Annotated in this window: 1 protein-coding gene; it reads right to left on the reverse strand. The window is 65.1% G+C overall.

What is annotated here, in order from left to right:
- On the reverse strand, nucleotides 1–16,356 hold the full coding sequence (locus tag IVB27_RS19365) for a leukotoxin LktA family filamentous adhesin (RefSeq protein ID WP_247444919.1): 16,356 nt from the start codon (nucleotides 16,354–16,356) through the stop codon (nucleotides 1–3).
- Between the last annotated feature and the right edge of the window lie 21 nt (nucleotides 16,357–16,377).

Consider the following 16,377-nt stretch of genomic DNA (forward strand, 5'->3'; position numbering starts at 1 on the left):
TTACCATGCCTGTGCCAGACGGCCAATCGCCGACCTCGCCGTCTCGACCGCCGCATCCTTCCAGCCCGTGCGCCCCACGCGCTGCCCCTGGCGGCGCAGCTTGCGCATGTCGTTCAGTCCTTCGATGTTGACGGCCGGGCCGGACCCGACGGTCTCGATCGGCCGCGGCGTCAGCAGCGCGTCGAGCCGCGCCTGACCGGACAGACCGAGCAGGTAGAACGTCCCCCCGCCCTTCTTCGCGAGCCAGGTCTCGATGCTCTCCTTGCCCTCGCCGTCAACCGGGATGTTGCGCACCATGCTCGCGCCGGTGAAGTCGTTGCAGCAGGTGTGGGTCGAGCCGTAGTTGGTGACGGTCGCCGAGACGTCGCCGGTGTAGAACACCACATAGGCGTTGCTGACACTGGCGTTGCCGACCTGGCTCATCGTGAACACGCCGCCCGGCTGATAAAGCTGGAGCGACGGCCCGTTCGTCGGTGCCGGCGAACGGTTGTCCAGCAGCACCTGCTGGGTGGCGGTGGTGAGCATGAGCTGGCCCGGCACATAGCCGTTCAGGATCGTCACGGAGTGCGCATCGGTCAGGAAGTTCGCGTCCACCACCTTGAACTGGTTGACGATGATGGTGTCCGGATCGATCGAGATGTTGGCGTATTTCGCGGTACCGCCATTGTAGCCGGTGATGTTCATGATCAGCGGAACCGACGGGTTCGAGCGGACCTGCTCGCCCTTGACGTTGATGGTATCGGCGGCGAGGTCGAGCTCCTTGACCACGCTGACCCAGTTGATGGTCAGGTCGCCCGATGAAATCAGCTTGATCACATTGCCGCTGATCCGGTCGAACGAGACCCCTCCGGCCACATCGAAATGCGTATCGCCGTTGGCGGAGATCGATCCGCCGCGGAGCGAACCGGTGTCGGACTTGACGTCGATGCCGCCGGCATCGCCCGGGATTCCCGTCGTGGTCAGCTGGCTGAAGACGATGTCGTCCACGGCATGCAGGGTCTGCGTGCCGCCGCTCGTGGCGGTGCCGAGCGTGATCCCTCCAGCCGTCGCAGTGATGCCGAGCGTGCCGCCGACATTGAGATTGTCCCACCTGACAACGGTGCCCTGCAGAAGTGCGTTGCCGGTCGAAGCCGTGAGGTTATGACCGGTGTTCGCGCCCGCCGCCAGCAGTCTTGCCGAGCCGTTGGCCGAGACCGAACCCAGCGTCGTCACGCCGCCCGAGATCACCGTCTGCGCCAGGATGAAGCCGTTATCAGCCGTGACATTGATGTTGCCGACGTCGCCGCTGTAGCCGGTTGCCGCGAGCGACTTGAACGTCACGTTCTGGGTGGCGTGGACCGTCTGCGACCCGCTGCTGTCGGCGGTGCCGATGACGATGCTGCCGTTGTTCGCCACGGCGCTGAAGGAGCCGCTCGCGCCCGCCGCCGTGCCCGCCAGCACCTGGTCGAGCGTCAGGCCACCGGTGCCGAGGATGTCCACGCTACCCTTGACCGCGGAGAGCAGGCTCGCCTCGGTGTCGGTCAGAGCCTTCAGGTAGATGCCGCCGGCACTCGTGCTTGCCGACAGCCGCGCGGCGCTGAGGATGAACCGGCTTGTCGCGTTGCCGATGCCGTTGGATGCGCTCAGTGCGACTTCGGCGCCTGAGCCGGACGCGACGACCTTGATCTGGCCGTCGCCGTTGTCGATGATCGCCCCCAGCGAGGCGACGCCACCGGCGGTGACGATGATCGAAGGCGCGTTCGAGGCCGCCGCATAGGACAGCGACGAATTCAGCTGGCCGATGGTCGCGTCGCCGGTGGTGGTCACGGAGATCACGCCGGCCGCGTTAATGGCGGCGTAAGCTCCCATCGACAGTGTCGCGGCCACCAGTGTCACTCCGTCCGAGCTGCTGGTCGCCGTCACAGGCGCCGTGCTGGTGCCGGCCGTGAAAGTCATGCCGCGGTTGGCAAGCAGTTGCATCAGGCCGCCGCTGGTGATGTCCGCATTGATGGTGAGCACGCCGCGCGGAACGTTCAGCGTCAGTGCTCCGCCAGCCGTCAGCGTTCCATAGGTGCCGCTCGTGCCGACCACGAGATCGCCGGTGACCGCGAGGATGCTGAGATCGCCGACCGCCGAGCCGGTCACGGCGCCGGAGATATTCACCTGCACGGGCTGGAAGGTCGAGCCGTTGAAGCTGATGCTGCCGCCGGCACGCAGATCGAGGTCGGTGCCCAGAATGTGGATCGCGGTACGGTCTGAGAAGCCGGATTCGGCGTAGATGCTGCCGGTCGCCGCGAGCTGAATTGCATTGCCGGCGGCAATGTTGCCGAGGATGAGATCGCCGGTGGTCTGCTTCACATAGATGCCCTGCGCCGACGAGACCTGGTCGAGCTGATCGTTGCTCGGATCAGCGAACGCGATCTGGATCGCGTTTGCATTGGCTGCGGGATTGCTTCCGGCGGCCCCGGGGGCACCGACATTGCCGTGCTCGGCGATCAGGGTCAGGTTGCCGATATCGCCGGAGATCACGGGCGTACCGGTCACGCCGGCGGCGGCGGTGATGCTGGTCACGGCGTCGAGCTTGACGTCGCCACGGCCGGTCACTTCGATGCCGTTGGCCTGCGCGGCCGCGATCGGGCCGTAGTTCGCAGTGACGCCGCCGAGTGTAAGGCTGTTCTTGCTGCCGAGATAGACATTCGTCAGCGACTTGGCCGAGATCGCGATCGGGTTGTCGACAACGACGAGGTTCTGCTGCGACAGGCTGACCGTATATGTCACGACATGGGTCGTCGGGTCGGTGACCGCGCCGACAGTGAGCTGACCGGGGCCGGCGGTCGCGAGCAATCCCCTCTGCTCCGGCGTCAGCGACGAGGAATCGACGCTCGTGAAAGTGAACGCCTGCGGCGCGGCCGAATTGCCGACCGAACCGTGCGGCGCGTAGAGCATGATCTGGTTGGCGCTGACATTGGCCACGACGTTCTCGTCGATCGGCGGCGGTGCGGCGCCGACGGCCGACGACGAGACGGTGTAGGCGAGCTGGCTCTGCGTCCATTGTGAGCCCGCCGTGATGATGCTGTAGACCGTCTCCGTCGATGCGAGCGTGTAGGTGTAGTTCGCATTATAGGCGTTGAGCGCCGTTTGCAGCGCCGTATTGCTCGGCAGGCGCTGATTGGCTGTCGTTACGCCGTCGAACAGCTTCGTGAACAGGGTCGACGACAACGAGCTGCCGAACACGGTCGCCAGCGGATCTGCCGGTGCGGTGCCGAGCAATGTCGTCAGCGAGGTCTTGAGCTCGTCGGTCGTGATCTTGCCGAGCAGGAACTGATCCCTCAGGAACCGCGTCGTGGCCTCGACCTTCATGTCCGTCGTCGAGACGTTCGCGGGATCGATGCCGAGCTTGGCGGCCACTTGCGCCCGCAGCACCGTCAGCCCCACCGAAGTCGGGTTGTAGGTGCTGCCGTTCGTGAACGCGATGTTCTTGAGCTGGAAGTAGTCGTTGTAGGCCGACGTCACCATCGACTGGTAGCTGTTGACGGCGTTGGTGGCGGCGTTGCCGCTGAGCAGGTCGAGGCTGGCCCAGACATCCTGCAGATGCTGGCTCTGCGCCTGGGTGAGACCAACCGCTGCCCTTCCGTTCAGGATGCTCGCCTGGTTGCCGTCCGAGCCGGCGGCCTCCAGGAACACCGGGCCGCCGCTCGACTGGACCGTGCCGAGGCGCAAATCGCCCTTGGACTGCACGATGTAGGTGCCGGTGGCCGAGGCGCTGTCGAGAACCCCGCCGTCGACGCTGCCGCCGGCCTGCGTCGTGCCCGTCGCCTGGATCACCAGCGGATTGATATTGGTAAGCGTGCTCGCGCCATTGACGACGCTGCTCGTCGCGCCGATCGCGCCGGCGGTGGAGTTGATCTCGACGTTCTTGCCGATCACGACGGGGCTGGCGACGTCGTAGGGCGAGGCCGAGTTGATGTCCCCGGTCGCCGAGATAAAGACACTGCCCTGCGGCGTGCTGCCCGCCGAATTTACCTTCACCTGATTGATCGAAAGCGAGCCGATGGCCGCGATCGCGATGTCGTGGTCGATCGAACTCGCCGTCAGGCTGCCGCCATAGACCTGCACCTGGACGGGAACACCGTTCGCGCCGATCGTGCCGATGCCGCCGTCCGCCGAGAGAATTACGCTCCGGCCCGATATCATCGGGTTGTTCGCGTTCGTCCCGCTGGTGATGGCCGAATTGGCCCCGGTGGCGTTGACCGTCGTCGTGCCCGAGAGGTTGTTGATCGGACCGTTGACGACGATGCCGGAATTCGAAGTGACCAGAACCGTGCTGTTGCCGCCGCCGCTGAACGAGATGTTGATCGGGTTCGACGCCTTGACCGTATTGGTCAGCGTCAGTGTCAGGTGATCGTAGATCTCCTGGTACCAATTGTACTGACCGTCCGCGCCGCAGCACTTCTCGGGATGGGTGTTGCCGCCGCCGGTGTGATAGGAACCGGTCGCGGTAACGACTTCCTGGAAGTTCGAGGTCTGTGGGCCAGTGCTGCCGCCGCCGCCCTGGGCCTGCTGCACGTCCGAAACCAGGCTGATGGTGCGGGTCCAGTTCTGCCCGGTGGCCGCGTTGGGCGTATAGTGCCAGCCGTAGTCGAACTGCGTCGAGTCCGTCGGACGATCCAGCGTAGCCGTATCGACCCACTGGTAGAACATGTTTGCCTTGGTCGCGTACTGGATGCCTGCCGTGCCACTGAGGCTGGTCAGCATCGTGTCGGTGTACTGGCTCGCATTGACGCCGCTCGTTTGATACGTCGACACCTGCTGGCCGCCCGCAGCGGAAGGATTGTAGACGTACCACGTCGTCTGCTGCTTGAGCTGATCGACGATCTCGATCACGCTCGGTGCGCTGACGCCGGTATTGATGGTGTTGGTGACGAGCTGCAGGCCGGTTGTGTTGTTAACCGTGATCGAGCCGGCGCCACCTTTGACCGCGATAGTGCCCTGGGAGACACCATCCTGGGTCGACGTCGAGATGATTTTGCCGTTCAGATAGACGTAGCCGCCCGAGCCCTGCACCACGCCGTTCACGAGGATCTGGTCGGTGAGAGCGTTGTACTTGACCCCGATCTTGATGTCGCCTGCGGCCTCCGTCGTCGCGGAGGCCGTGATGTCGTAATAGCTGCCGTTCCGCGCGTTGACCTGGGCCTGGGCAAAGTCCGCGCCCGCATTGCGGCTCTTGAGGTCGTTGATGGCGGTCAACGTGGTGCCGCCGATGTCGACCGAGTAATCGCTGCTCGTGCCGCTCTGGATCGTGCCGTTGATGTTGATGACCCCCGCCGAGATGATGATCGCCTTGCCGAAGATGAAGGGCGCGTTATCCGGCGGGTTGGTCCCCGTGGGCGCGGTCGAGCTCCAGTTCGAGGACGAGTTGGATTGCGCGGTCCTCGGCGTGATCACGTCGGGCTGGATATTGACGACCTGGAAATAGGCAGAGCACCCCGCGCAATTGAATGGCGAGTAGAACGTAGACGTGTGGTTGGTGGTGGTGGTGTTGCCCTGGGAATCTGTCGAGGTCGTGGTGTAGTCGTAGGTCGAGTTGCTGTAGACGCCCTGGCCGGTATAGGTATCCCGCTCCCACGGCGCGGTGGTGATGGTCTGGCGCGTCGGCCCTTCCATCTGCCCGAGCACGGTGGTGCTCCCAACGCTGCCGGCGTTGGGGTTGCCGCTACCCGGCGCCCCCGATCCCATCGGCAGGAAGATCGCCGAATAGAGCGACAGGCCGTCGTAATACAGTTCCAGCATGCGCGCAGTGAAGATCGTGCTGTTGGCGGCCGTTTGCTGAACGCCGTTGTTGCCGTCGACGCAGCAGTAGTAGAAGTACGGGTGACCGGCTCCCCCTGCGATATGCGGAGCGGTCGCGTAATCGCCATAGGCGCCGAGATAGGTCGCCGCCGCCATCACCGCCGTCAGCGTGTCGTCGTCAGCCGGCTTGAATTCGACGCCGGCCCATTGCGAGAGAACATCGTGGTTGGAGGTGTAAAAGCTGCCAATGCCGCCGAGGAAGACGAACGAGCCGTTGGGCGCCACCATCTGGACGGTCGCGGCATTGAGTGACTGCGACGCGACGATGCTGCCGAGATTGTTGGTGATCTTGAGCAGGCCGTTCTCGTTGTTGACGGCACCGTCGAAATAGATGTCGGGCGTGCGGGTTAGCTGGTTGCCGTTCTGGTCGACGCCGAGCCCGCTGGAGGGATCCAGGCGGTTGTAGGTGGCCGAGATGTCGATGATCGGCGTCGCGCTCGGCGTGGCGGTGAAGGTCACGTTGGAGTGCGAATCCGGGTCGACATGGTCGATCTGGCGGTAGGTGATGTTTCCTCCGGTTACATTGGTGACCGTGAGGTTGGCCAGGTCCATGAAGTCGAGACCCCTGTTCTCGATCTTGATCATCGGCGAACTGCGCGCGATCACCGCCGGCGCAGTCGGATTCGTGCCGCTGTTTCCAGTCAGCTTCTGCGCCAGGATCGAGACGTTGCCGGCGGACACCAGCATATCGCCGAATGCGAAGGCATTGCCGGTGGAGTCGGAGGTGTACGGCGCCTGCTGGATCAACGCGTTGATCTGGCGCTGGAAGTCGCCGGTCGGATCGGTGCCTGACGGCGACATCGTGGCGGGCGCCGCGGGCGTCGCCGCCGCCAGCTGTGAGCGAATTTGCGTCTCGGTCAGACCGGTCAGCGTGACGAGCTGGTTGACGACGCTCTGGTAGGGATTGAAGCCGCCGACGATGGTGTACTGGACCACCTGGTGGTTCCAGCTCATCATCGGGTTGAAGTGGTCGACGTCGGCGACATATTCGAGGGTAGGTGTCGACGAACCGCCGGACAGCAGTGACAAGTAGGGACTCGTCGTGCTCGCGGTCGGCGTGCTCGCACCTATGTCGATCGTAATGGTGATATCGTTGTTGATGCCCGCCACCACCAGGCCATTGAGCGCGACATCGCCGGTTCCGCTGGTGTGGCTGTGGTTATCGCTGTTCTTGGCGCTGAAGATGTCCAGATACGGATTGTAGTTGCTGCCGTTGCCGGAGGCCGTGACCTGACCCTGGGTCGCTCCCAGGGAAATGTTCTGTACGCCGAGCACGCTCGAGGTGTTGGCGAGCGTCAGGCTTGTGGTGTCATCTGCATTGGCCGTGCCGCGGTAGAGCGTCGAGATCGGAATCGCGGTGTTGTTGTAGACAACCGTCGTCGCGGTTGCCTGCACGCTGCTGAAGATGATGGTATCGCCCGACATGCCGGCAAAAATGTTGATCTGGCCCCAGGCCTCGACCTTGGCGTTGTTGCCGACATTGACGGCCTGGTTGGCGTGCACCCAGGTGTTGGTGCTGGCGCCGACGCCGGCGATCGCGCCGTAGAGGCTGGCATTGGCATTGTTGGCCGCCGCCATCTTCGCCGCCGAACCAATATAGATCTTGCCGACGCTGAAGAGTTCGCGGGCGTTGATGTTGACCGCGAGCGTGGCGTTTGCCGTCATGTTGGATTCGGCGCCGCCGCCCGCGAAGAAGCTGGCCGTGGCCAGGCTGGCAGTGTCGTTGGTGTTCAGCGTGTTGTAGGCCTCGATGTTGATCACCGCCGCCGAGGTCCGCGGATCGCCGTTGAGGCTCAGGACCGTGCCGGAGCCGATGTTGGTGGTGACGGTCTGGGTGACATGGGAGTCGCTGAGTGCGGCAGCGCCCGAGAACGTGCCGCCGGAGCCCGAACGCGCGCCGCCACCGGCCTGGTTGACGATGTCGTTGGAGATGACGACCATGTTGCCGCCGGCCGAATTGATGATCAGGTGGTTTCCGATCTCGGCAGTGGTGGTCGAGTTGACGTCGTTCTGCGCCTTGCCGGCGGAGACACCGGCCGTGGACGCCTGATAGGCGTCACCGCTGGCGGCATAATTCGTGGTGTGCTTGGCGTTGATGCTGAGGCCGCCGAAATAGACCGTGTCATCCGTCGTGCCACCGTCGAACCGCGCATCGGTCACGGCGGTCGAACTCGTGGTTGCGACCGCAGCGGCGCCGGCGTAAGTGCCGCCCGCGCCGACCGTCGCGTTGGAGACGTTGGTATCCTTGCCGGTGGCCGTGATCTGGAGGATGCCGGTGTAGTCAGTGTGATTCAGATGAGCCGTGTCCATATCCACGGGCGCGCCCAGATAGGCGTAAGTGTGCGCGCTCGACGACGTCTGGGCGACGGTCGCACCCAGCGCCAGGAACCCGGTCGAAAGGCCGGTCGCCTGGGCGTATTGGCTGCTGTCATTTTCGGCCGCAATGACCACGTCGCCGTTGGGAAGCGTAATCCCCGTTCCGCCGTACGCGCTGACCGTCGCGTTCTCGGAAGCCATGGCCAAGCTGCCCTGCGCGCCGATCAGCGAGCCGCCGCCACCTGCGAGCGCCCAGGCATAGGTCGTCGTGCCACTGGTCGGGACCAGCGCCATGGCGGTCACGGCGAGCGCACCGCCCGAGAAGACGGCATTGTCGCCGACATCGGCCGTGACCGTGGCTCCGACCGTGGACTTGGCGACGGCGACGCCGACCGCGCCGCCGCCGACCGAGACGCCGATCGCGGTGCTCGACAGATTGGGCGTGATCGACGCCGTCACGAGCGTACCGACGCCGGCCGCGGAGGTCGTGATCGAGGAGCCCGAACCGATCTCCGCAAGCACCGTCGAATTTTCGTGAGCCTCAGCGTCCGCACCGACGCCGGCGACGATACCGCCGCCAAGCGCCGTCGAGGTCGTGGTCAATTGCCCGGCGCCGGACGCGCCAACCGCCAGGGTCGAGGTATTGACGACGGCGTCGTCAAGAACCTTCGCCGCGACCGAGCTCGATCGTCCCGCGGTGGCGATCGAAGCGCCGACCGCCACGGCACCGCCGGTGACGCCGCCCGTGAAGACGACCTGGGTCGACGAGTCCAGCGCCATGACGGCGACGCCGTCGCCGCCCGTGCCGGTGATTTGGCCGCCGAGCTGCGCGGTCACGGTGTTGGCAACGTTGCCGACCGCCACGGCTGCGTCCGCGCCGAAGTAAAGCGCGGCACCGCCGGCGATCGCCTCGGTGTCGATGGTCTTGCCGGCATAAGGTCCGGTGCTGGCGTCCTTGACCACCGCAGCAACAGCCACGGAAGGCGCGGATACGACCGCGCTCAGATTGGCGAGCACGCTGCTGCTGACGCTGGTGTAGCCGATGCCGGCGCCGATACCGACGTTCTTCGCAAAGCCGGCGCCGAGCAGATACATCTTGGCCGCGTTGGCGCTGGTGGCGGCGACATTGACCTGCGTGCCCGTGACGTTGCCGCCCGCGATCTGCGCCGTGACGCCGTCATTGCCGCCGGTCAGCACGCTGCTGACGTCGTAGGTCGAGGTCACGTTGGCATTGTTCGGATTCCCGGCGGTGCCGCTCGCGACCGCGTTGCTGCCATGCGAAGAATTCGTGCCGGCGTTCACCGACGCGATGGTGCCGTTGCCGCCCTGATTGAGCTGGCCGGTCTGCTCGCCCTGCGTATCCGGATCGGCGGTATTGGTGCCGATGATGATGACGCCGACGGTCGCACCGATGCCGACGCTTCCGCCGATGCCGGCGGTGACCGCGTAGGACAGCACTTCCTTGGTGCTGAGCGCCCCGACATTGATCGCGCCGGACGAATTCAAATTGCTGTTGCGGCTTTCCGCAATGGTCTGGCTCTTGAAGACAATGACGTTCGCCGCGGCACCAACGCCGACGCCGCCTCCGCTGGCCCCGATCGCGAGTGCACCCGCGATCTCCTTGATCGCCACGTCCTCGTTCGCGTTGATGGTGACCGCGCCGGCCGCGCCTCCCGTGGGCGATTGCAGCGTGGTGTCGTAGACGCCGGCGATGGTGGTGTTGTTTGCGATCTCGATGTTCGCCATGCCGGCGATCGCCGCCGTCCCTGTCGAAAGCGCGCCGCCGACTGCATAGGCCTCGAAGCGGTTCTTCGTTTTGGCCTCGACGTCGAGCGCGCCGGTCAGATTGACCGCGGTCGTATGCGCCGCGCCGTTGCCCTGGTAGTGGAATTCGTCGCCGACATAGGCCTCGGTCCGGTTCGCCGAGACCTGGACCAGAAACGCCGCGCCGATCGCGGCCTGGCTGCCATAGGCGCCGGAGCCGTTCGCGGAGAAGATGCCGGTGTTGTTGTTGGCGTTCACCGTCAGTGACGCGGCCGTCAGCGCGCCGCCGTCGACATAGGCTTCCGTCGTGGCCTGGAACACGTTCAGCCCGACCGAGCCGGTGTTGAACCCGATCGCGATCGAGGACGCGTCCTGCTCGGCGTTGGCCTTCACGGTGACGGCGCCGACCGTCGGGCTCGGCGACTGGACGCCGCCGACGGTGGCATTGGTGATGTAGGCGCGCGTGTCGCGCGACATCGTCGTGCTGATGATCGTGGCGCCGCCGCCGCCGTTGCCGGTGGGCGGAATGATGCCGGCGCCGAGCGTGCCGGAATAGGAGAAGCTCGACGCGGCCACCTCGATCTGCGGCGCCAATGTCGAGGAGGTCAGGCGCGTGTCGATGGCTGCGCTGTCGATATAGGCCCTGGTCGCCCCGCTCATCACATTGGTGATCGGGTTGATCATGATGGCGATGCCGCTGCTCGCGGCGAGCGACGCAACGTTGGCCACGACCGCCTGGTGCGAGCTTGCCACGACGGCGAGGCCGCGCAAAGCGTCCTGGTTTTCAGAGAGGTCGGGCGTGCTGTCGCTCGGCGCCCGGGCGGTGCCGAGATCGAAGGCATGGACGAGCGTGCCGTTGTTGACCGACAGCGTATCGGTCGCGCTGGTTCCGCGCGCATCGACCTTGGTGTTCGCCCCGCTGATATAGGCCGCGGTGGTTCCGGTAATCTGGTTGGTCACCAGCGAGCCCGCGGCACCGCCCGCGCCCTTGCTGATCGACACGGCGCCCGCGAACACCGCCGCCTTGTCGTTGTTGCCGGCGATCACGGCAACGTTGTTGGCGGCGATCACGTCGGCGCCGTTGATACCGTTGGTGCCCGCAGCGGTGATGTTGGCGGTGACGTTGGTCCCCATCAGATTGGTGGCGACCGAACCGGCCAGGCCGACCTGCGAGGACATCGCGATACCAACGGCGATGGTCGAGATACTGGTGTTCGAGTTCGCGCTGACGGCGACGCTGCCGGAGGCGGTCAGCTTGGAGCCGGTGACGCCGGCGCTGACATAGTTGGCGATGCTGCTGTAGACAAGCGCCAGGCCCGCGGCGCTGCCTTGCGTCGAGGCGCCAGCGATAGCGGCGGCTCCGGTGATGCTGGAATTGTCGCTCGCGCTGACGGAGATGTTGGAGGCCGTCACGGTCGATTGCGTCGGGTCGGACTGGTTGTTGCCGATAGCCGCCGTAACGGTATTGGCGATCGAGCTGATCGTCATGCCGCCGACGCCGGCAAACTGGCTGGTCGCCAGGCCGAATCCGATCGTGACCGACTGGATCTTCGTGGTGTCGAGCGCACTCACACTGACACTGCCGAGGGTCGACATCCGGACGTTGGCGATATAGGCCGAATGCGTCGTCGCGATGGTATCGTACACCATCGAGGCGCCGACATTGTTCTTGCCGGCCTGGATGGTGCCCGCAACGGAGACGATGCTGGCGCCCGGACCGTTACCCGTGCCACCGTTGAGCGCCGCCGCGCTGAAATCGATGCAGTTCTGCGTGCCATTGCCGGCGGCAGCCGTGCACGTGTCCGATGCGAGATGATTGTTGTTCGACTTCTTGACGAGATTTCCGAGCGCCGTATCGAGATCCGACACAGCGCCGCTGTCCGCCAGCACCGTCACGCGCCCGACGTTGATGTTCACCGTCGAGCTGCTGCTGATATAGGCCGTCGTCGTGGGCGTAATCTCGTCCACCACGATCGCACCGGCAAGCCCGTTGCCCCCTGCCCCGCCCGTGGCCGCACCGGCGGCAATGACGCTGGCGCTGTCGGCCAGCACCAGCAGACTGTCATAATTCGAGATCGACGTGCTGCGGATATGCGCGTCGGTGGCATTGCCGCCCGCGGGATCGGCAATCGACGCGTAAGTCAGCCCGATGCCGACACCGGCCTTGCCGCCGGACACGTAGAGCGAGCCGCCGCCGATTGCGATGTTCGTGGTCTGGTAGGCATCGACCTCGATCGCGCGATTGGTCCCCGTCGCGTAGCCCGTGATGGTCGAGCTCTCGATATAGGCGTTGGCGCTGTCCGTCATGATGCCGACCGACCCCGACAGCGCGGCCGCATTGGCTGACGTTCCGCCCGCCACGCCGATGGCGACGACGGTTTCCGACCCGCCATTGAGCGCCTGCACCGTCACAGACATCTGGTTCTGCATCGTGGTGCCGTAGATATATGCGAGCGTGGCATTGTTGGACATCGCAGCCGCGATGGCGGCGCCGATCGCGGCTCCCTGAGACGACGACCCGGACATGTTGGCCGCGGCGGAGCCGGAGCCGTTGCTGAGGATCGTGTCGTTGAGTGCCTGCACGATCGTATTCGTGTTCACCGCGGTCGCCGTGGTGAATTTGTTGACCGACGTATTCCTTATATAGGCACTGGTTCCGAGCGAGACGTCGCTCACGGACGAGCTGCCCGCAAGGTCCATGGTGAAGCCGCTCGTGCTCGATCCCGAGCCCGAGCTGATCTTGTTTGCAGCCAGCGCAATCCCCGCCGGCCCGCCGGTCGCGGCGGCACCAGCGGCGCCCGCCTTGTCGGCGAAGCTGGACAATGACGGCTCGGAAATCGAAGCCGCGACGGCCGCTGCCGTGATCCGGCCTGAGGTGGTGGCGCTGATGGTGAGGTTGTCGGCGTTGACCGAGCCGCTTCCGCCGCTGTTGCCGGCAAACGGATCGTCGGTGCTGAACGGCCCGGGCCGGATGTCGGAATGATTGTCGCCGATATAGGCGGACGTATCCATATTCGCGCCCAGATAGGCAACGGACAATCCAACCGCCGAACCGCCGCCGACATTGACCGCGCCGGCGATCGTCACGACCGACAGATCCTGTTGCGCCAGGATGTTGAGGGTCGGAGAAAAGACGCTGGCCTGGCTGGAGATCGAGGCGTGCGTCGTGTTGTTGAGGAAGCCGAGCGAGGTGATGCCGTTCAGCGCCAGCGCGCCGGCGGCCTTTCCGGACGACGGCGCGACGGCGATGAACTGATCCGAGGTGATCGCGTTGACGGCGATGTCGTCCGCCGCCCGCAGCGACGCACCGTCCGAAACGCCGGCGATCGTGCTGGTGTTGAACTGGACGAAATTGAGCGAGCCGCCCACCGAGGAGCCGCCGGACGTGTTGCCGGGCAGGAAGCCGAGTGTACCGACATTGCCGGCGGCGTCGATCGACGCCGTCGTCGTCGTCGCCGCGATCTGGATGCTGGCGTCGTAGGTGTGGACGTCGCCGTTGTTCACCGTCGCGGACCAGCTGCTGCCGCAAGCCGCCGTGCATGTCGCGGTCAGGCTGGCGCTGCTGGCCACCCACGCCGTGGTGTCGTTGTTCACGACGAAATGGTTCATCGAGCCAGCGACGGCGGCGGTGTCGCCCGCGTCGGCCGTGGCGTTAGCATAGCTGGTCAGAATGTTGCCGCCGACGCCGAGATTGCCGTTGAGGTGACTGAGAACCTCGGTCAATCCGTCCCACTTCAGCCAGGTATTGGTGATCGGCATCCAGGTGCTGGCGTCGACGGCGATGTTGGCCGCATTGATCACGGTGCCGCCGCCGATATAGGCGTTCGAATTGTGGTTGAAATTGCCCCATGCGACCGCGGCGCTGATCGCGACTCCCTCGCCGCTCGTGGGGTCCGAGGCGATCGCAGAAGCCGTGGCGTTGCTACGCACGCCGCGGTCGATGAGAGTGCTGACGACTGCGACATTGCCGCTGACATAGAGGCTGGGCGCGCCGCCGCTCGGATTCTGCCCGATCGACGCGGTGGCGTTTTCGGTGCTGTTGGCCAGCGACAGCGCGGCGGCGGCCTTCAGATCGAAATTCACCGGCATCAGCGGGATCATATGCTGAGCGATGATCGAGCCCGGGCTGGCCGTGGAGACCATGAAATCCTGGATCGCGCCGATCACGGCCGGCGTACCGACGATGGTCGAGGCCATGGTCGAGTTGCTCGTGGTATTCGACGTCGCCTCGACCATCACGGAGCCGTTCATCCGGGACGACGCGCTGGTGCCCAGTGACGAGCCGAGCTTTGCGGTGGCGGACGTGGTAACGTCGCTGATGGCGAGCGCCCCGCCGATGCCGCCGCTCGCGTTCGGCGTGCTTAGCGCGACCGCCGTGGCACTGGTCGAGAACGAGTTGTTGTTGATCGCACGTACCGTCAGCGAGTTGCCTGATGCAATCACGTTGCCGACGGAAAGGTTCGCACCGGTCGCGACATTGGCCGAGGTCGAGACCGAGCCGGTGGAATAGGCTACCGTCGCGACGAATTGCGCGCTGGACGTCGCCGCGACCGCAGTCACGTTCAGCGTGGCGTCATTGATGGCGTGGATGTTCAGGTTGCCGCCCGCGCTGATCGTGGCGCCGGAGGCCACGTTGGTGGTGACGTTGCCGTCGAGCTTGCCGACGACAGCGGCGGCGCCGATCGGCGAGCCGCCGAGCAAGGTGCTCGCCAGCGCCGGATCCTGCGCCGTTTCCGAGCCGTGCGACGTGATGTCGACGTTGCCGGCGCCGTTGATGTTGGCGTTGCCATTGATGTTGACCACCGCCGTGGCGCTCGCGGCCACATAGCCGCCGTTGAGGCCGAGCAGCGAGGCCGCAAGCGTGGTGCCGACCAGCGTGAAGAGGCCAGGGACCGAACTCGTGAAGCTCGATGTCGCCGTCGAGGTCGCGCCGATCGAGATGTCGCCACCAGTGATCTGGCCATCGATCGTGATTCCAGTGGTCGCGGTGGCTTGGCCCGACAGCTTGGTGTCGTTCGCCGTCGCCGTCAGCGTGACACTGCCGCTGGTGTAGGTCGTTCCACTAATATTGATCGCCTGGGCGAGAATCTTTGCTCCGTTGACGATGCTGATGGTCGGCGCGTCGATCTCGACATTGATGGCGTTGCCGACGGAATGAGTCTTGGCGGCGTCGAGGTTGCGGGCATCGATCACCGCATGCGCGGCCAGCGTGACCGAATGGTCGGCCTGAACCAGATAGGTGCCGCCGGCGCTGAGCGCCGCGATGGCGTTGGCGACGGACGTGTTCCCGAGGGTTACGCCAACGTCGCCCTGGCTTATGTCGCCGATCACCACATCAGTCGGGTCGATCAGCAGCGTGCCGGCCTGGCCGTTGGGCGCGGCAAGGTTGATGGTAACACCGCTGCCCACGTCGATGACGCCGTTTCCGCTCAGCTCGACCAGACCCGCGTTGCCCGTTTTCGAGCTGGCATTGATCTTGGCGCCGCTCTTGACGGTCACGTCGTTGCCGGCCTTGACGAGAACGCCGCCGGCATCCGCAGTCTTGCTCGCCGTGCTCAACCGCGCATTCTTGCCGAGCTCGGCCTTGTTGCCAGCCACAACGGTGACGTTGCTCGGCGTCGTGCTCTTGCTGCGTGCCGTCAACCGCCCGTTCACGGTGGCGTTGTTGACGGCGCCGATGTGAATCGAGCCATTGCGCACGGTAATCGCCGCGGCGCTGCGCAGCCCCTTCGAATTGACCGAGGCGGAAAATTTGGCGGCGTGATCGAGATTGGCGATGTCGCGCTGGCTCGCGCCCTCGCCGACGAAGATGTTCTGCCCTGTCAGGCGGACACCGTCCTGGGCGTTGATCCGGCCGTAAATACGGATATTGCCGTCAGGCGAGACCGGGAACGACCCCGCCATCAGATTGCCGACCGCCGAGCCGTTGATCTGGCCCCCCGCGCCGATCAGGCTGTCGGTGAACTCGCGCGTCGGTGTCGAGACGTTGAGGCTGCCGACGTTGACCGTGCCGCTGCGGCCGACCACGAAACCCTTGGGATCGGCGAAATAGACGTTACCGCCGATCGCACCGTTCATGTAGGAGTTCAGTGTGCCGTTGACGTAGACCGGAGCGTCGCGAACGATATTGACGAGATTCTGCGTCCCGGTCGGCAGCTGCAAATTGACGGTGTTGCCCTGGCCGACGCTGAACTGCGAGAACGAGTTGAAGGCGCTGTTGCCGGACACCGTCGACGTCGTGACGTTGGTTACGCTGCCGGAGGTCTGAAGGCTGGTCCCGGTGCGGCCGTCCGGCGTGATCACGTTCGCCGGCTGCGCCTGAAGGCGGACGCTGAACACCGGCAGGAAGACCATCTGCATCGCGCAGAGCAGTGACATCGAACGGAAACGCGCAAGTCGGCGCAGCGTCAGCTCGTCATTGTCTCGCTTTGCAGATGGTCGGCGCATTTCAGATCCTCTTCATCGGCA

The sequence above is a fragment of the Bradyrhizobium sp. 197 genome (genome assembly GCF_023073375.1).
GTDB lineage: Bacteria > Pseudomonadota > Alphaproteobacteria > Rhizobiales > Xanthobacteraceae > Bradyrhizobium.

What these genes read in the sequence shown, in the direction of transcription:
- IVB27_RS19365 (WP_247444919.1), bottom strand. Translation starts at nt 16,356, where the DNA reads ATGCGCCGACCATCTGCAAAGCGAGACAATGACGAGCTGACGCTGCGC.